This is a genomic window from Chitinophaga sancti, from assembly GCF_034087045.1.
Classification (GTDB): Bacteria; Bacteroidota; Bacteroidia; order Chitinophagales; family Chitinophagaceae; genus Chitinophaga; species Chitinophaga sancti_B.
Map to the genome: position 1 here is coordinate 6623192 of NZ_CP139247.1, position 18422 is coordinate 6641613.

Genomic DNA, 18422 nt, shown 5'->3' on the forward strand with positions numbered 1-18422 from the left:
ATTGGGTAACAATCTTACATAAGCTGTGAATCATGGGTTACATGCAATCGTGAATACTTACAGTCAGTAAGTTACTTCAACAACACATTCCGGCAAAGAAAAAGTTGGAACCGAAATTTTCACAGACTGCTATCATCCTTCAGTCGGACTTCAAAAAACCACGGCTGTAATACATCGGCGTGACACCAAATATTTTTTTGAAAGCCCGTGCGAAACTTCCCGCCGTTTTATATCCAAGTTCCAAGGATACTTCTTTGACCTGGTGTCCTGATTCCAGCATTTTCCGTGCCGTTTGCATGCTTAGCCTTAGTCTGAACCGGTCGATAGATTCTCCATATATCAATTTAAAACCACGCCTCAACGTGCTGGATGAAATCGGATATTTCGCCAGCAGATCTTTGATTTTAAACCCCTGGATATAGTTATTCACAATAAAAAAATGTATTTCCCTGATCGCATTATCTTCAGTTTCCGGCATGGTCATTTCCCTGAGTTTTCAGTTATAGAATTGGGTAACAATAATAATTCCCGTTTTAGGGTAACTGAACGGGCACATATGGCAAAAATAAGTTAAGTCGTTCATAGGAATTTAAGAATTTTACAAGCGGTCTTCCCAGGCGCATCAGTAACCATCGGCCTTATACACCCCATCGCGCCGCAGGCGCAAAAAAAACGGGCTGCCCATCGATCGATGAACAACCCGTACATACCCCATCCTTAAAATCCCTCAAACCAGTTGGTAAACTGTGCGAAGCGTTTGCACCTGTAGTATGTGCTGCAAATCTGTATCGGTTTCCACAGAGATATAGCCAAAGGTATCCCCCAGTATAACACCGATAAAACCCAGCGCCATCAGCCTGCGCCTGTGCTGTGTGACCTCTCCGCTGACCTGAATTTTAAAATCCTTTACGGTAATATGAATACCGTTTCTTGCACCGATCTTCGGCACTAAAACTCTGTATTGTTCCGCAAAATTCAAGTGCCTGATTTCTGTTTGCAGGTCCATTTTTTGCTCTTTTAACAATTGGCCTGTAGCATGGATAAAAGATTGTTTTATCTTTTTGCTGATCCGTCCTTTCTTTTTGATGGCAGTCTGCAAATATTCTGTCTGTACTTCATCCAGTGTTTTATATTGTTTGTTTGTTGGCATAACATTAGTTTTTAAACATGATCTTGGTAAACAGGTACAATTACTACAGGATGCTTAACGACATAATCGAATATTTCCCGGATTAAATCATAGCCTTCCATGATTTCGAAAGGGAATTTATTAAAACAATAACTTAGTCCGGCCTCCCACTTATTATTGTAGCATTTTGCCAGCATAATGCCATATTCACCGTAATCAATCCAGAGCGTCATATCAAGCTGAATTTTACCCTGATAGCCGATAATTAGGAAGTTGTGATCCGTTAATCCGGCTATTTCCAATTGTTGCAGGGTTTGGTAATCCTTAAATTGTACACGGGCTAAACGATTAAACCCCATAGATATACCGGGCATCACTTTTTCAGCAAATAGAATTGAACTTAGTGGCCCGTGAATTTTCCCGTTCTCTATCTTTATAAGATTCTGTATAGTGAATGAATATTCCATTTTAATTCTTTTTAATTCAACGATTATCGCGTTCTTTCATTGGCTTTAATCTTTCTCGACGCTCGTAAATGTTTCGAAAGATCTCTAATATTTCCATTTTTTGCAGGCGGTTGTCAATTGGTAGAATTGAACGATACATATGTGTTAGAAACATCTCTTCATAGCCACTTTCAGCTCCCCAATAACTGCCTACCGGATAATAATGGTAATGATCATATATATACATATAGAGTCTCAATGCATCTTCATCTTCCTCCTGCCGCCCGACTACCAAAACTTCATTGCGGAATGAAGATTTTTCTTGCCAATTAGTGAACTGGAATAGTTCGCGTTTATAAAATGACAGTCTAAAGAATCTATTAAATATGAACTGATGATATTTATATCTCTCAATTGCAGCCGACATGATCCGTTCCTCGAAACTCTCAGGTTCGCCTGCTGCATGCAGGTTTTTTATTGTGAAATTGTAGTTCATAATATGCTGCTATACTTTGTGTGCGGCTTTGCTCCCGCATTATGAGACGTTATAAATCTGCATCGAATAAGATTTACACTAATTGTGTAAATCTTGGTAGCTGTTTAAAAATGTGCCGCATATCATCACAAATAAGTGCGATTTGATCACGGAGGCGTGATCACTTTGCCACGCGGCTGAGGCTAACAGAAAATTGAGAATGACGTCAGGAGCTGCCATTCCTTTGTAACGGTCGTGGATCGAATACATATGATCCATATATTGGAGGTAGTGGGCAGGTAATCCCTGTATTTTGGGCCATTCATTTCTGATCTGTGCAGCGATAACAGAAGGATTCTGTGATATAGACATGATACAAGTTTTGCAGGTTGGATAATAGCGCCCTGCAGATCGCAGGGCGCAGAAGGAATTAAGCGCGGATTTTTGTATTAATCTCTACGATTTTCGTTTCACACTCCATGTTGAGGGCTTCAACGACCTTTGTAATTAAATATGGGTTGGATATGGCGAACGTATCGCCCTTATCATCTTTGATCGTTATTACACACCCACGGTAATATCTATCTGAGGTTTCGAAGTTTTCTTCTTCTTCGGTTTGTTTAAATGTAAAAGCATTGAGTTTGCCGATAATGTCCTGTACGGCTTCACGTTGTTTTAACAGTTTGGCTTTCCCTTCGAAATATTTAATTTTCTTTTGCAGTTCTTCAAATGTTTCCTCTGGTGAATCCTTTGTTTCTTCGGTAATTGAAGCAGGGGGTACCACCGGTTCTTTAGATGGGATTTCAACAGTGATTTTTTCCTTTTGATCTTTGGTCTGATCAATGTTAGTTTCTAAAGATGATGTTTCTTTACCCTGAACGTTTGGCTGCGCCTTGTCGTTGTTTGAACCTGTAACGGTTTTTGTTGATTGATTCTTTGCCATTTTTCAAAATTTTAATTTTTTAAAAATTGATTTGAAACTTTCTTTTCCCTGAGCCAATGCGGCTTTCCCTCTAATGGGGAGAAAGGATAGCAAAATGTATATGAGGGGCTTTCAGTTGTGTATAAGTCCCGGAGGGTGGCTGGACGGAACAGGCGTAGCCCTGTCCAGCCATTATGCCACAACTGATACCTGGCCCCGAAATATTTTCGCTTACCCTTTCCCCCATATTGGAGGAAAGGCGACTTAGGGAAGAAAGGATGGCATTAACCTGCATTTAGAACGGCATCGGATAAAAGTTCACTTATGATATGCATTATACAGCATTCAAATATTTGCATGTTACCTTTAGCAGTTCATTGCAATAGAAATTTTAAAATATCGAAGAGGACTAACAAAATATTACTCTTGGGGAAAATCTATGTGCTATATGACAAATTCTATTGTTTTTAAAATCATGCCTTATCAGGCTGCAAAAGAGCTGCTTTTTGTTGCTTATATAAAGGATGTGTCAAGTGCCGTAGTAAATGAATTTCATTTATGTGGTAATGTATTAGAGGCAAAGATGACTCCTGTAGAAGGCGATGAAAGTAATGAGAACACGAATAAAATGTGGGACGTAAATGTAACCAGCTATTCGATTTATCAAACGACCCTCAATGAATGGTTCGAATCTTTTTTTGAATATAGGTCAAATACGGATTGCTAAGACGGACTTTTGCTGTCAACAAACTCCCAGGACGTAGCTAAACGCTACGTCCAATAATAAAGGAAGTGGTAATCTGAACCCTAGATCCTCGTGTTTATGTCCAGCCTATGACCCCCGCGTGAAATATATAAATTCCACTATGCGGCACATCGGTTACCGCAATACACTTCCCACCGCAGTATAAAGCCGCGAGAATTGAGCATTATTAATTAACCGATTGCAATAATTTGTTAACCAATGTGGTACAAAAAGTTGTCCATATTAGTCATTTGAGTATTCAGGTATTAGATGTGTGGTATCTAAAATACCCAGGTGGGTGTGGATACACTTTTTTAAATGCACGAGAAAAACTACCGGAAGTACTATACCCAAGCGATAAAGCCAGGACTTTAACTTGTAGCCCTTTATTCAATTGCTCTTTGGCATATCCCATGCGCGTTTGCAGGTGAAACTGATAAAGCGTAAGGTTATACTTTTTCTTAAACCCGATTTTAAGTTTCGTTTTACTGATAACATTCGCATAAATCAGCATAAGCTCATTGAGATCGTTATGTCGTTCAGGTTCTGATGTTAACAGGGCATGAACCTCCATAATGATCATCGCTTCATTAGTCGTAAAATTCATAATAATCGTTTAGGTCAATTAGCAATGGAGTAGGCTTCACGGCCTCTTTTTATATAGATTCAGCTTTAGCCTTTCTGCATAAAATGGGAAAATAATGGCAATTGATTTAGTCAGAATTATTCTGCAGGACAGCTGAATTTATCCATATAACGTGTCAGAAACTTTTTGGTTTAATCAATGAGCAATGTTTAAACGAATATGATAAAATATTAAAAATTTAAAACATATACACTTAAAAATACATTAAACGTTGATAATAAATTACTTAGAAACCAATTGTAAAAAAAATCTTTAAAGGGGGACGCGGTTACAGATTTATCCGCGCGAAATAAAACCATTATGCTATGACGAACTACGCGTTTGAATGGGTGGAGCATTTGATCAATTATGAGTTAAACCCAGTTACATTACAGAACTTTCCAATGCCAGATGAGAATTCCACCCAGTTAATTGAGAAAATCCGTTTGGAGAAACTTCGTACGCAGCAATCTTTGCTAGAACTATTTTTTGAGCAACCGGAGCATAAAAAGACAAAGGAGCTAATCCGAAAGTATCACGATGAGCTGATTATACTATTCAACAGGATTTATCAGATTAGGACGCATGAGATGTCTGTTCGTGCAGGTGTGACTGATATTCAATATCATGTTTTAAATACCCTTCGGGAATTAACAGAATGGTTTGAGTTTAGGTATAAAAAATACCTTACGCCGGAACAACGTTATCCGGTTACGAAACTGTTAATGATCCGGGAGGAAATAATGGAAAACCGACTTCCAATTATGGAAATGCTCCGGGCAACAGGCAATAGCGACATGGCCATAGAAGTTTTGATTGCTCCACTGGATGCTTTTGTTGAAAAAATAGATAGTGGAGGCATCATTACCCTGCATGAAGCGGAATATCATCAGGAACTGGTGAGGGATATTCTACGCTCGCAGGGGAGTCACAACGTTAATTCTGACTGCCCGCCACTACATGAATTACTGGTCTACTGGAATCTGAATACGAAACAGTGTATTACCTATTTTACCAAGGGGCTTGAATCAGCTATAGCGGCTTTTCAAACCAATGAAGAGAAACTGGATTTCCTTCATGTGGAGCGCAAGCATGTAGCGACAATGGTAGAATTGCCCAATTTTATTTATGACCCTCGTTACCCCTCTATCAAAAGCTACTTTTTAGAATATCTGGAAAATGAGATAAAATACCTCGATCATAAACTGGCGGGATTTACAGTTGCTCTGGCTGAGCCAACAGCCGAGCCTGAAAAGGACCCCGATGATCTGCTGGTGCCTACGCCCAAGGCTATTATTTCACTATCGGTGGACCAGATCGGTATCTTATTGCGTGGTTTAAAAAAAGTAGGCTTCTTCATGAGTAAATCCATGAATGACATATACCGCTCTATCATACCGGCCATATCTACCCAGGAACGAAGTGATATTTCTATTGAGAGCGTTAAGTCGAAGGCATATGCCGCAGAGCATCGTGACATCGATATTGTGATCGCTTTTTTGACGAAATTGATACAGGCTATCCGGGAAATTTATGATCTGTAGCTGCCGTTATCTAATTATTTTCAATTTTTTTTAGCTCAAAAGTACTTGTAAATCAATTATTTACAAGGGTATGCGCCGGGGTATTTACCCCGGCGTATACTTTATAGCGGTTTCCAATCGCCCTTACTTTGTGTCAACGAAATCAAATTAAAGTATTGTTAATCAAAATGAAATTGAAATGTTGGCACATCTGAGTTGGGGAACTTACATAGGGATTATGTTATGCCTCTTACTGGTCTACTACGGATTTATACTCCTTAAGTATTTTTCATTTGAAATTAAACGTGTATTATCCGGAAAACGGCCTCCTTCCGGGGAGAATCCGAAAAATGATCCGGCAGAAAAAAGTGAATACACTTATGAAATGCAGAGCGACCCTATCGCTGCAAGTGTACAGGAGTTACTGCCACAGATCAGAGACAGGATTCAGGTGATTGCCACCGGTCAGTACGACAAAACAGAACGCTTCTATTTGTTAAAAGACCTGATCGCAGGATATTCAGATATAAAATCATCAGCATTCAGAATTCCGGTTCAGGAATACATTCAATCTGAATGCGTAAAGCAGGATGTTGCACGCCTCGACATGGATGAGGTAGAGCAGTTGTGGATGAGTTGAGGCTGCAGCATCCATCCGCCGCCTTCCCCGTGAACGGGGAAGGGCCAGGCGGGTGTTATCTCCCGCGACTATTTCCATAAAAATATTAAACAGGTTGCACACCATTTTAGGGTTAGTGAAACAGTGAATGAGGCAGTCGGTGTGCACCTGTTTATAATTTCTTAGAATTCCTTTCCCTTTTTAAAATAATTTACCTCCCGGCCCTGCACATTGCTGTAGAGCGAGATAGTGACGAGATGGGTGTTTGGCGCTCGCGAGGTTTATAACAGCTCAAACTCCCGGAGTGGTGCGGCTCCGGGGGCACGAGCATGTTGAAAGAGAAATAATGTTTCAGTGAGTTAGAAAAATGAGGTATATGAAAAAAAACATGATTTCCGTAAAAAAAATCAGGCAGGCGGTTGCGCTGCTGGTGTTCACAACATTAAGTGAAATGACTGCATTTGCGCAGGATGGCAAAGCAGGGATTCAAAAAGCCAACGATCAGGTGCGGGGTTATTTCGATACAGGAACTGACCTGATGTACGCCGTGGGCGCAGTTTTGGGTTTGATAGGTGCTGTAAAAGTCTATCAGAAATGGAATGCGGGAGAACCCGATACGTCAAAGGTTGCTGCCAGTTGGTTTGGCAGCTGTATCTTTCTCGTAATTGTTGCCACTGTCATTAAAAGTTTCTTTGGAATTCAATAGCCATGAAGAGGTTAATGATTGAACAGTTCTGGATGCGCTTACAGCAGGAGAACCCTGAATTATGTAACGACCTGCAGCATGATTATCCTTCAATATGGTTTATTCAACAGCAAATTGACGGTGTGTTGATCACCATCGAAACCCTACAACGCGCTGGAATTCAGGATGCTGAAATATGTACTGAGCGCCTGAATGAACTGATTGAAGAACTCAGCCCAGCCAGATTCCTTTTTGTAAAGAAAATCTTCGAATCAACATTACGCGATGATTTACCTGCATTCAAAGAAACGGGTTTGTTAAACTCCGTCATACTGCATATCGTCGTTGCCTGCAAGCCGGTCTTCCGGCATTACGGTTTCCAAAATCAGGGTAGCGATGATAAGAATCTGGCTTATGCGATCGGGTTGATGGTGAAGTTCTTTCTTGAAGATTTTGACAAATTCTTAAAACATTAAAGCTATGGTGCAGAGCGCCATAGCTTTTTTAAAATCAAATTTTCACAATGGCTAATAGCGTGTATGTGGTTAATAAAGGAATTAACCGCCCTATAGAATTTAAGGGTTTGAAGGCACAATATATCTGGTATGTGGCTTTTAGCATGCTGGGATTACTCATTTTCTATGCAATCCTCTTTATCGCCGGGGTTAATCAGTATCTCGCTTTAGTGATTGTTCTGATGGCTGGCGGCTTTGCTTTAATGAAAATTTATGGCCTTAGCAACAAGTATGGTGAGCACGGCATGATGAAGGTAATGGCAAGACGGTCGGTGCCGAAAGTTATTGTGGCGCGCAGCAGAAAAATCTTTATAAATGGTCTGAAGGGTAAAATTAAAATTGGCAAGTAACAGAAAAAGCAAACCTTAACGCCAAAAAATAAAAACGGCTGCCGATACTACCGCGTAAAACACTAATAAAAGAAGAAGGCATTTGAATCGACGTGGATTCTAAGCTGTCAGATTAACCTTGCAGCGATCGATGAATTATTGATTACAGCCATCAGGCAAAATTAAAGTGAGAGAGAAATGGAGAAAGTACTGGATAAAATTTTGCCTGTCATGGGCGTGGAGAACGACTGTATCCTGAGTAAACAGGGCGATATAACAGTCGCATTTAGAGTCACCCTTCCTGAAATATTTACGCTTGGGAATGATGATTACGAAAACATACATCAGACCTGGAACAAGGCACTTCGTGTGTTGCCGAAACATACGGTATTACATAAGCAGGACTGGTTTACAGAAAACGTATACAAACCGGAAAATGATGATAACGAAAAGAGCTTTTTGCGTAAATGCGCAGACAAGCATTTTAGCGGACGGCGTTTTCTCGACCATCGTTGCTATTTATACCTGACCAAAAAACCTACAGGAAGAAGGCCGTCCAGCAGTGTTTTATCCAACCTGATCCGCAGTTCCCTTGTTCCGGAGCAGACCATCAATCCTGCGTTGTTCCATGACTTTATGGATAGTTGCGGACAATTCAGGCAAATCCTGCAGGACTGCGGGCTATTATCTTTAGAACAGCTTACCAACGATGAACTGACCAGTGATCAGGGCCGCCCGGGTGTCATTGAAGAATATTGTTTTTTAGCCGATAGCCGTGATTCCACCATTGTTAAAGATATTGCTTTCGATGACCAGATCAGGATCGGAGAAAAATTCGTACAGATTTATACGTTAGGCGATGTGGACGATGTGCCGGCCATGTGCGGGTCAAGGATCAACTATGAGAAATATAGCACAGACCGGACAAAATTCAGCATCGGTTTTGCCAGTGCTATCGGCCAATTACTGCCCTGTAATCATATCTATAATCAGTATATCTTCATAGAAGATGGTCAGAAAACGATTCAACAACTGGAAAAGAAAAGGTTGCGCCTGCAATCTTTGGCTGGCTATAGCCGTGAAAACGCAATCTCACGGGATGCTGTAAATGACTTTCTAAACGAAGCCATTTCTGAGCAGCGGTTGCCCGTCCGCGCTCACTACAACGTGGTGGTTTGGACAACAGAGAAAGCTGAACTTAAGGATTTAAAAAACAAAGTAAGCGCTGCTCTGGCTCAGATGGATGCGGGAGCAAAATTGGAGACAATAGGCGCAGCGCAAATTTTTTGGGCAGGGATACCGGGAAACGCTGCGGATTTCCCGATGAATGATACTTTTCAAACATTTGCTGCTCAGGCATCCTGTTTTTTGAATAATGAGGGTGCCCCGCTCAGCGTACCCGAAAATGAAGGCATCAGGTTCTCTGATCGATTAACCAACAGGCCGGTTTTTGTTGATCCGTTTGACCGTCCCCGCAAGTTAGGTATCAGCAGCAATATGGGTGTGCTGTGTTGTGGCACCTCTGGTGGAGGTAAGTCAATGACCCTTAACCATATCCTGCAAACCATGTATGACCAGGGTGCGCATGTGGTCATTGTAGATATTGGTGGTTCCTATCAGGCGTTGTGTGAATTGGTTGGCGGATACTATTTTACCTATACTGAAAAAAATCCGATAAAATTTAACCCGTTCTATCTGCCGGACGGGCAAATTTTAGATACAGAAAAGAAAGAAAGTCTCAAAACATTGCTCGTCTCCTTATGGAAACAGGACAATGAAAATTTCAACCGAAGTGAATACGTTGCCTTATCAAATGCCTTGCAACTGTATTACAACTATTTACAGCAAAACCCTGAAATCTTTCCGTCTTTCAATAGCTTTTATGACTATCTGAAAAATCGGTATACGGCAATTCTTCGCAGTCATAATGTCCGCGATAAGGACTTCGATATTGACAACTTCCTTTACGTATTGCGGCCCTATTATGCCGGGGGCGAATTCGATTATCTGTTGAATGCAACGGAGAATCTTAACCTATTGGATCAGCCTTTTATTGTCGTAGAAATGGACAATATTAAAGATCACGGAATTTTGTTTGGAGTCGTTACGCTGATTCTGATGGAGATGTTCATCAGTAAGATGAGAAAGCTGCGCGGTGTCCGGAAAGTGTTGTGCATTGATGAAGCGTGGAAAGCCATTGCCAAATCAGGGATGGCTGAATTTTTAAAATATGCGTTCAAAACCATCAGGAAATTTAATGGCGTGCCTATCGTGATCACGCAGGAACTGGATGATCTGGTTAACAGTCCGATCATCAAGGATGCGATTATTAACAATGCGGATATCAAGATCCTGATGGATATGCGCAAATTCCTTCACAAGTTCGATAAGCTGCAGGAGACATTGGGCTTATCTGAAAAAGCGAAAACCATGCTGCTTTCGGTAAATAAGGATGACCGGGAGATTTTCATAGATATCGGAGGACAAGTTCAGCAGGTTTACCGGAACGAACTCTGTGCCGAAGAGTATCTGGCATTTACCACAGAAGGAAAAGAACGTGTCAAGGTACTGGACTATGCCCAAAAGCACGGTAGTATGGAGAAGGGCATTACAGCTTTAAGTGAAGAAATGAAAAGAAAAAAAAGTGGGGTATGAAAAAGCTATTGATAACATTGCTCCTGACTGTTGCGATTATTATTGTTCCAACACAGAGAAGTCACGCCATTGTATGGGTGGTGGTGAAAGCCGCGATTAAGAAAGTCATCATCGCCATTGATCTTGGCATACAGCGGCAACAAAATAAGGTCATCTGGCTTCAGAATGCACAAAAAACGTTGGAGAACTATATGAGCAAACTGAAGCTGGATGAGATCTCCGACTGGTCAGAAAAGCAGAAGGCCCAGTATCAGAAGTACTTCGATGAACTTCGGCAAGTGAAATTACTCATTAGTTATTATCAGCGTATTAAAGATATAACGCAGAAGGAAACACGCATTATCAATGAATATAAACACGCTTGGAATCTGATCAAAAATGACAGTCATTTCACTGCAAAAGAATTGGACTACATGGAAAAGGTTTATAATGGTATCCTGAACGAGACAGTGAAAAATATCGACCAGTTAGCTATGGTCATCAATTCCATGCAGACACAGATGGCGGATGAAAAGCGGTTGGAAATCATTGACAAAACATCTGATAAGGTTGATGAGAATTATATGGATCTGCTCTTATTTAACCGTCAGAATGCGATGCTCAGTTTGCAGCGTGCATCAGATGAAGCAGATATTGCCCGCGTCAAATTTATTTACGGACTCCAATAAATTTAAGCAGTTATGAAAAGAATAGTATTAATGATCTGCATTCTTGCAGTTTATAGATTGTCCTATGGTCAAAATGCGGTAACCAGCTTTTTCTCTCAAAAGAAGACACAGCGGAAATATCTTGCAGAGCAGATCGCGGCATTGAAGGTTTATAAAGGCTATCTCGAAAAGGGATATAATATTGCCAAGACCGGTTTGAACACCATTAGTGATTTTAAGAACGGAGAGTTTAACCTGCACAAAGTATTCTTTAATTCTTTAAAAGAAGTCAACCCAGCCGTGAAAAAATATGCGGGCGTTGCCGATATCATTGCCATGCAGGCGGATATCCTGAAACTCTATAAATCAACAGCTGAGTATCTGAAAACCGGCACTTCGTTCCAGGCCAGTGAGGTTGACTACATCGGTCGTGTATTCACCAGGGTATTAAACGATTGTTCGCGCACCATTGATGAACTCATTGACCTGGTAACGGATGGTTCCCTGCAAATGAGCGATGACGAGCGGCTGGCAAAAATAGACCAGCTGAAAGTAAACATGGGTGATGATTATGATTTCGCAGGTTCCTTCTATAAGGATATCCGGGGTTTAGGTGATTCCAGGCAGAAAGAAAGCAGAGAAATTGATACACTTAAAACGTGGTATTAAAAGTGAAGATTATGAAAGCATTATTCGCCTTTTTATTTGGGATTGTGGTGTGGCTGGTTACTTATCAGAAATCCTATGCGCAAGCAAATGAGTTAGCTCAGTTGGCTTTGAATATAGAGAAGTTAGCACAGTTTAAGCAAATACTGACTGATTTGAAAAAGGGATACGAAATTGTCTCAAGCGGTTACGGTACTATTAAAGATATCTCAGAGGGTAATTTCAATATTCACAAAGTTTTTTTAGATGGTCTGATGGAAGTTAGCCCTGCCGTAAAAAAATACTATAAGATCGCACAGATAGCAGATTACCAGATTGAACTGGCCAAGCAATACAAGGCAGCTTATAAAAAATTTGCTGCATCCAATCAGTTTTCGTCAAAGGAAATAAACTATATCTCTGCTGTTTATAAAAACCTGATCGATAAAAGTCTTGAAAATCTGGATGAGTTAATTAACGTCACAACCGCTGGTAAACTCCGTATGTCCGATGCTGATCGTATTAAGGCCATCGACCGCATTTATGACGAGATGGAGGACAAATTAACCTTTCTGAAAGAATTTAATCAGGATACCAATCTGATGTTGCTGGGCAGGCTAAAGGAAAGTCACGAAGTGACAGAACTGAAAAGAATTCACGGAATCAATTAGTTAGAATAACAAATCAAATAAAGCATGAAAAAGTTGAGTATGACGGGTGTGGTTGGTATCACGTTGTTATTGATCAGCCACGCTGCGCGGGCTGACGGAGTTGCTGACGGAATATCGCAAATGCAACCGGTATTAGATAATCTGTATGATGAAATGATGCCGCTTTGCAGTCAGCTCATTTCAGTTAGTCGTGGTATTGCGGGTTTTGCTGCCTTGTTTTATATCGGAAGTCGTGTTTGGCGGCATTTGGCAAATGCTGAACCGATAGATTTTTATCCTTTGTTTCGTCCGTTCTGTCTTGGATTCTGCATTAGTTTCTTTCCGTTGGTTTTAGATATGATCAATGGTCTGCTGAAACCTACAGTTACAGCGACCGCCGCAATGGTCGAAGGCTCCAACAAATCCATTGCGATTCTACTGAAAATGAAAGCTGAAGCCATCAAAGAAACAGATCCATATAAGATGTATGTGGGGCAGAACGGAGAGGGAGACAAACAACGATGGCTCAAGTTTTTGCATGGTCTGCCCAATGATGCAGCGGATGTTGACGAAGGAATGATCGAAGGAATCGGTACGGACATCTCGTTTGCAATGGCAAAAGCCGGTTATCGCTTTAGGAACAATGTAAAGGAATGGATGAGCGAAATTTTGAATGTATTATTCCAGGCTGCGGCACTTTGTATCAATACGATCAGAACTTTTCAGATGGTGGTGCTCTCCATTCTTGGTCCACTGGTTTTTGGCCTCGCTGTCTTCGATGGCTTTCAGCATACGCTTACAGGTTGGCTGGCTAAATATCTGAATATCTTTTTGTGGTTGCCTGTATGCAACATCTTTGGTGCCATCATCGGCAAGCTGCAGGAGCAGATGCTAAAGTTAGACTTAAGCCAGATCGGCAGTACCGGCGATACTTTTTTTAGTGCATCAGATACGGGATACCTGATATTCATGATCATCGGAATCGTAGGATATTTTACTGTTCCGACTGTGGCCGGTCTGGTTGTGAATGTTGGTCAAAGCGGGGCATTGGTGGAAAAAATGACCACTATGGTTCAAAGCGCCGGAAGTGCTGGTGCCGGGAATGTTATGGCCGGAGTAAGAGGAATGGCAAATGCAGGACAGCACATCCAGGAAGGTATGTCCGGTAATCCGGAACATAGCGGCAAAGGTGTATCCGGTGCATTAGGTCGCGCGGCAGGCGGTGCGGGAGCTTATATGCATGATAAACTTTCCGGGAAAGAAAACAGCTGATTGTGAAATTGAAATTGAGGCAACATGTTTAAACAAGCAAAAAATTTAGATCAGGCGTTCAAAGCTATTCGCCTGTTTACCATCATCATTGTAATTGCATTTACTGTGGTATGTGGTCTTGTTATCTACAAATCTTACGGGGTGGTTATGAAAGAACAAAACAGAGTCTACGTACTCATTAACGGCAAAGCATTGGAAGCCTATGCTTCTGACCGCAAAGATAACATACCTGCTGAAGCAAAGGATCATGTAAAGACTTTTCACCAGTTGTTTTTTACGTTAACCCCCGATGAGAAGGCGATCACTGCCAATATTTCTAAAGCGCTGTATTTAGCTGATATCAGCGCAAAGGAACAATACGACAACCTAAAAGAACAGAATTATTTTTCTGGCATCGTTGCAGCGAACGTCTATCAAACCATTGATGTAGACAGTGTGCAGTTAGATTTGGATCAATATCCCTACCATTTCAAATGCTTTGCCACACAACATCTGTCACGGTCAACGAGTAAGGTTGATCGTTCTCTCATTACAGAAGGGTTTCTTAGAAATATCAGCAGGTCAGAAAACAACTCGCACGGATTCCTGATCGAACGCTGGAAGACCATTGAAAACAAAGATCAGAACATTCAAAAACGTTAAAATGATTTTCAGAAAAAAAACAAAAATGCGTAGCCCTACGGGCTGGGCTAAGGATCGCGCCGTGACTAAAATTGCCGGGTTCATTCTTCTATCTCAAAGAAATTGGGCGAATTGGATAGGTAACAAATTCAGCAAAATGCCCCTTAAACGTGTCCGGATGATAGCAATCGTATTGGGACTGATGCTTGCTGCGGTTAGCCTGCATACGCTCTATCAGGGTATTGCGGGGAAGGAGACCAGTATGTCAACAGTCAGCTCAAAAACGGTTTCTGTACCAATTGTCATTATGCCCAGAGAAACTTTAGCTGCATCAGATTCAGCGTTGTGCAGACAAATCGGTGAGATTGACAACTTCCTGGATACCCTGAATAAAACTGAATCAGGGCGCAGGCACTTAGCGCAAATCATCGAGTTGCATCCGGGCATTCTGGACAGTTTAAAGGCAATGAAAAAATTATACGGACTTAAATAAAAATGGAAAATGGAAAAGTTGAAAGTTGTTGAAAAGCAACCACATTCGGAAAAGTTCCTGCGGGAAAGAAAAATGCGGATTGTAATGCCGCTATTGGTCCTGCCATTCGTGACGCTCATTTTTTGGGCATTGGGCGGAGGTAAAGGTGACGGAAAAGCAATAGTTAAATCCGATAATGGCGGCCTGATATCCAGTTTGCCGGAAGCGGGACGTTTCCAGGACAGTACCTATGATAAGATGCAGTTCTATGAGCAGGCGCAGAAAGATTCGGTTGACCGCATTAGGCTGATGGATAAAGACCCCTATTATGCCAATCTAAATGATGATCCATTGCGTTCCGGTCAGTTTACCGCAAATGAGAATGACACGATAAAAACCGATCACAGTACCCCATCCACGTCACGCCTATCTGTTGCTGATCAAAACGAAAAACGGATCAGGGAAAAACTGGCGGCATTAGATCATGCAGTAAATGCAACCCCAAAGTCTCATGATGATATCACATCATCTTTAAATAAGGGTAGAACCATATCATCTGTTAATTCAAGTGATATTGACAGATTGGAAAATATGATTTCCAGTGTTCAAGGCGGGCAAACCGGACCTGACTCTGAAATGCAGCAGATTCAGGATGTGCTTGGTAAGATACTGGATATTCAGCATCCTGAACGGGTGCAGGATAGATTACAGCAAGCCTCGCAAAGGAATCAAGGTCAGGTCTTTGCTGTGTCCACGGCGTATAGTGATCCGTTCACAACGTTAGATAGTAATAAACTCTCCGCCGCATTCAGTGCTAACGGGTTCTTTGGATTTGAAGAAGATATTGCTAACGACCTGGCTTCCCCAACGGCAAACAGCATTCCGGCGGTGATCAGTGACGATCAGATACTGGTTACCGGTGCTTTTGTCAAATTGCGATTGACCTCAGATGTTTTTATCAACGGGCAGATGATCCCGAAGAATACATTTCTATTCGGTCAGTCTAATGTTAACGGGGAGCGGCTGAATATTTCTATCACGTCTATTCGCTATCAGAATAACATTTTCCCTGTAAAATTGAGCGTTTACGATATCGACGGTTTGGCCGGGCTTTATATCCCCGGCGCGATCTCGCGTGATGTTGCAAAGGAATCCGGTGACAGAGCTATTCAATCGCTGGGCTTATCTTCCCTTGATCCTTCTGTTTCCGCTCAGGCCATGAGTGCCGGGATAGATGCTGCGAAAAGTTTACTGAGTAAAAAGGTAAAGCTGGTGAAGGTTGCTGTAAAATCGAACTATCAGGTATTTCTTAAAGACGAAAATCAAAAAAATAAATAATCATTTTTAAAATTTAGTACAATGAAAAGAGTTTGTGTAGTAACGGCAGCGGTGTGGATGATGCTGTTTTCATTTAGATTGATGGCGCAAGAGCCAATGGTTTTAAGGCATAATATACCGGATCAGATTTATGTTACGGTAAATAAAACGACCAGTATTCTTTTTTCAGCTGCCGTAAAGAGTGTTGACCGTGGCAGCAAAGATATTCTATTACAAAAGGCAAAAGGCACTGAGAATGTACTACAGGTGAAAGCATCCAAAACAGGCTTCCCTTCAACTAATTTAACGGTGATTACCAGTGACGGGGCTGTTTATGCATTTACTATATCCTATGATCCCGATCCGCGTATTTTGGACATTCAGATTCCTGCTGACCGGAACAGTTCTAAAGGTGCAGTGATCTTTACTGCACAGAAAGATAACGAAGCGAAATTCAGTGACTTCGCCTGGCAACTTGTTTCGAAAAAAAGCAAACTGAATCGCCCGAGGGATGCTCACGATTTAGTCAGTTTGAAATTAGCCGGTTTATATGTCAAAGATGACGCTTTTTATTTCCAGTTTGTTCTGAACAACAATTCAAACATCAGCTATGATTTAGAACAATTCAGGTTTTTTATTGCAGATAAAAAAAGATCAAAGCGCACAGCTTCACAGGAAATTGAAATGCTGCCGCTCAGCATTGCCGGAAATTCGAAAAGTATCAATAGCCGTAGCTCACAGACCGTAGTTTTTGTGTTAAATAAGTTTACGCTTGCCCAACAGAAATATCTGCATGTACAAATGACTGAGCAGAATGGCGGGCGGAATCTTGATCTAAAGATCCTCAACCGGCACTTGAATAGAGCATCGGTTTTATAATGTGTATTTAATTGAATTATTAACGTGAAAGTGATTTGCGATGGCGATAAAGAACGTTGAATACATCCTAAAGGATGTTATTAGGGGAAGTGGATTTCCCAACAGGATTGAAGATCCTTTGAGGCAGGCATTAGTGACTGCAGATCAAAAGGGCGAAAACGCACTAAAATATCCTTTTTCTGACATTAAAGACGGCAACGCTGTAGTGACAACACTGGATTTCAAACGGGGCACTAAAAATCCGGAAGTCTGGTTTTATGATGGTTTCAAAGAATCTGTAAAGATTGCTCCGCAAAACTTTGTAAAGGATCTGGTTTCAAATAATCAAAACGAGCTTAAGTTCACCTATGATGAAGCCTATCAAATGATCACGAACGGTTGGGTCTATAAGCGTGGTTTACATAACAAGGCAGGAGAACCGTATAATACATGGGCAGGGGCCATTGTTAATGAGCATAATCAGACCGAGGTAAAAACTTATCACGATAAGTATGGATACAAGCAGGAAGATAGTTTGAAACGGCTGCCAGTTGTTGATTACCGGCCAGAGGATACATTAAAGGTGTACGACAGAGATGAAAAAAAAGTCAAGGAAGTTCCAATGACACTCGATTTAGCTTATACCGAGATGGAAAAAGGCCGGAGTGCCAATCTGCGAGTGGTCTTCGTTGAAGAAGTCGATAACAAGCCTATCGCAAGGGAAATCTTAGTGTCCGGCAACGCATACCCACCAGCCAGAAGCCATAATGTTTATGCCGAAGGCGTCAGTGTGGGAAAAGACCTGGAAGAAAATTTTAAACAGTTTAGCGCCAAGTACCCTGAGTTGTACAAAGATTTGATCTATCCGCTTGCTCCTGTATTGCAGGAAAAGAAGGAATCCGGTGTGGAGTTGTCTGCCAGTCAACAGGTGAGTTCTAATCAGAAATCGTTATCTGGTGGTGCAGCCTCGCCCAGCGCTCAGCATCTAAACAGCGACCAGAAAAAGCCGCCAGAAGAAGCGCCATTAACTGCCGGATTGCAGGCAGGTTCAGACCTAAAACAGCACCCGGTCGTTTCGGAGAACAAAATTGGTAAAGGCGGAAAAAAGAACAATCCACCTTCAGAAAATGAAAAACCGCAAAAATCCGGGAAAAATAATAAGCAAGGGGTGAATTCCCCAAGTGAAAAACCTGCCGGTAGGTCCAGAAGCAGGAAGGTTGGAATGTAACGGTGACTTCCCCCTTAATTATTCAAGGGGGAAGTTCTTTAAAT

The 18422-nt window shown here is 41.5% G+C and carries 23 protein-coding genes; 16 read left to right on the plus strand and 7 right to left on the minus strand.

The genetic code is table 11. The features are described from left to right. Nucleotides 1-139: 139 nt before the first annotated feature. The 6 genes from SIO70_RS26490 to SIO70_RS26515 form a co-directional block, all read right to left on the minus strand. Nucleotides 140-484, minus strand: coding sequence for an AraC family transcriptional regulator (locus SIO70_RS26490; RefSeq protein ID WP_320575890.1), 345 nt, complete (start codon nucleotides 482-484; stop codon nucleotides 140-142). 243 nt (nucleotides 485-727) lie between these two features. Next, nucleotides 728-1150 (minus strand): hypothetical protein, encoded by a 423-nt coding sequence (locus tag SIO70_RS26495; RefSeq protein ID WP_320575892.1) that lies wholly within the window; start codon nucleotides 1148-1150, stop codon nucleotides 728-730. 11 nt (nucleotides 1151-1161) lie between these two features. Further along, nucleotides 1162-1596 carry a hypothetical protein gene (locus tag SIO70_RS26500; protein ID WP_320575894.1) on the minus strand — a complete coding sequence of 145 codons (435 nt, stop codon included), beginning with the start codon at nucleotides 1594-1596 and terminating at the stop codon, nucleotides 1162-1164. Between the two features lie 16 nt (nucleotides 1597-1612). Then, nucleotides 1613-2071, minus strand: a complete 459-nt coding sequence (locus tag SIO70_RS26505; RefSeq protein ID WP_320575896.1) for a hypothetical protein — start codon at nucleotides 2069-2071, stop codon at nucleotides 1613-1615. Nucleotides 2072-2149: 78 nt separating this feature from the next. Next, entirely contained in the window at nucleotides 2150-2422 is a 273-nt protein-coding gene (locus tag SIO70_RS26510) for a hypothetical protein (protein WP_320575898.1), read from the minus strand. Between the two features lie 58 nt (nucleotides 2423-2480). Beyond that, the gene (locus SIO70_RS26515; RefSeq protein WP_320575899.1) at nucleotides 2481-2993 is read right to left on the minus strand and encodes a hypothetical protein; all 513 of its coding nucleotides are present in this window, start codon (nucleotides 2991-2993) and stop codon (nucleotides 2481-2483) included. 427 nt (nucleotides 2994-3420) lie between these two features. Between SIO70_RS26515 and SIO70_RS26520 the strand changes: the two genes are divergently transcribed. Next, nucleotides 3421-3699 carry a hypothetical protein gene (locus SIO70_RS26520; RefSeq protein WP_320575901.1) on the plus strand — a complete coding sequence of 93 codons (279 nt, stop codon included), beginning with the start codon at nucleotides 3421-3423 and terminating at the stop codon, nucleotides 3697-3699. A 277-nt stretch (nucleotides 3700-3976) separates the two neighbouring features. Here the strand turns inward: SIO70_RS26520 and SIO70_RS26525 are convergent, their stop codons facing one another. Beyond that, nucleotides 3977-4324, minus strand: coding sequence for an AraC family transcriptional regulator (locus tag SIO70_RS26525; RefSeq protein WP_320575903.1), 348 nt, complete (start codon nucleotides 4322-4324; stop codon nucleotides 3977-3979). Nucleotides 4325-4668: 344 nt separating this feature from the next. Between SIO70_RS26525 and SIO70_RS26530 the strand changes: the two genes are divergently transcribed. The 15 genes from SIO70_RS26530 to SIO70_RS26600 all read left to right on the plus strand — a co-directional run bounded on the left by SIO70_RS26530 (nucleotide 4669) and on the right by SIO70_RS26600 (nucleotide 18378). After that, the gene (locus SIO70_RS26530) at nucleotides 4669-5886 is read left to right on the plus strand and encodes a hypothetical protein (RefSeq protein WP_320575905.1); all 1218 of its coding nucleotides are present in this window, start codon (nucleotides 4669-4671) and stop codon (nucleotides 5884-5886) included. A 217-nt stretch (nucleotides 5887-6103) separates the two neighbouring features. Beyond that, the gene (locus SIO70_RS26535; RefSeq protein WP_320575907.1) at nucleotides 6104-6505 is read left to right on the plus strand and encodes a hypothetical protein; all 402 of its coding nucleotides are present in this window, start codon (nucleotides 6104-6106) and stop codon (nucleotides 6503-6505) included. Between the two features lie 355 nt (nucleotides 6506-6860). Then, nucleotides 6861-7190: a DUF4134 domain-containing protein gene (locus tag SIO70_RS26540; RefSeq protein WP_320575908.1), complete on the plus strand. Its 330-nt coding sequence runs from the start codon at nucleotides 6861-6863 to the stop codon at nucleotides 7188-7190. Between the two features lie 2 nt (nucleotides 7191-7192). Continuing rightward, on the plus strand, nucleotides 7193-7645 hold the full coding sequence (locus SIO70_RS26545) for a hypothetical protein (RefSeq protein ID WP_320575910.1): 453 nt from the start codon (nucleotides 7193-7195) through the stop codon (nucleotides 7643-7645). Between the two features lie 47 nt (nucleotides 7646-7692). Then, on the plus strand, nucleotides 7693-8034 hold the full coding sequence (locus SIO70_RS26550) for a DUF4133 domain-containing protein (RefSeq protein WP_320575911.1): 342 nt from the start codon (nucleotides 7693-7695) through the stop codon (nucleotides 8032-8034). Between the two features lie 177 nt (nucleotides 8035-8211). Next, nucleotides 8212-10668, plus strand: coding sequence for a TraG family conjugative transposon ATPase (locus tag SIO70_RS26555; protein WP_320575913.1), 2457 nt, complete (start codon nucleotides 8212-8214; stop codon nucleotides 10666-10668). Then, entirely contained in the window at nucleotides 10665-11336 is a 672-nt protein-coding gene (locus tag SIO70_RS26560; RefSeq protein ID WP_320575915.1) for a conjugal transfer protein TraI, read from the plus strand. The genes SIO70_RS26555 and SIO70_RS26560 overlap by 4 nt, the downstream gene beginning before the upstream one ends. A gap of 12 nt (nucleotides 11337-11348) precedes the next feature. Beyond that, nucleotides 11349-11984, plus strand: coding sequence for a hypothetical protein (locus tag SIO70_RS26565; protein WP_320575916.1), 636 nt, complete (start codon nucleotides 11349-11351; stop codon nucleotides 11982-11984). 11 nt (nucleotides 11985-11995) lie between these two features. Then, on the plus strand, nucleotides 11996-12631 hold the full coding sequence (locus tag SIO70_RS26570; RefSeq protein WP_320575918.1) for a TerB family tellurite resistance protein: 636 nt from the start codon (nucleotides 11996-11998) through the stop codon (nucleotides 12629-12631). 24 nt (nucleotides 12632-12655) lie between these two features. Beyond that, complete coding sequence (gene traJ, locus SIO70_RS26575; RefSeq protein ID WP_320575919.1) at nucleotides 12656-13882, plus strand: conjugative transposon protein TraJ; 1227 nt, start codon at nucleotides 12656-12658, stop codon at nucleotides 13880-13882. A gap of 24 nt (nucleotides 13883-13906) precedes the next feature. Further along, entirely contained in the window at nucleotides 13907-14524 is a 618-nt protein-coding gene (gene traK, locus SIO70_RS26580; RefSeq protein WP_320575921.1) for a conjugative transposon protein TraK, read from the plus strand. 1 nt (nucleotide 14525) lies between these two features. Next, nucleotides 14526-14996 (plus strand): hypothetical protein, encoded by a 471-nt coding sequence (locus SIO70_RS26585; protein WP_320575922.1) that lies wholly within the window; start codon nucleotides 14526-14528, stop codon nucleotides 14994-14996. Nucleotides 14997-15005: 9 nt separating this feature from the next. Beyond that, nucleotides 15006-16313: a conjugative transposon protein TraM gene (gene traM, locus SIO70_RS26590; protein WP_320575924.1), complete on the plus strand. Its 1308-nt coding sequence runs from the start codon at nucleotides 15006-15008 to the stop codon at nucleotides 16311-16313. Between the two features lie 21 nt (nucleotides 16314-16334). After that, complete coding sequence (gene traN, locus SIO70_RS26595; protein ID WP_320575926.1) at nucleotides 16335-17171, plus strand: conjugative transposon protein TraN; 837 nt, start codon at nucleotides 16335-16337, stop codon at nucleotides 17169-17171. Nucleotides 17172-17211: 40 nt separating this feature from the next. Next, entirely contained in the window at nucleotides 17212-18378 is a 1167-nt protein-coding gene (locus SIO70_RS26600) for a hypothetical protein (protein ID WP_320575928.1), read from the plus strand. The last annotated feature ends 44 nt before the right edge of the window (nucleotides 18379-18422 follow it).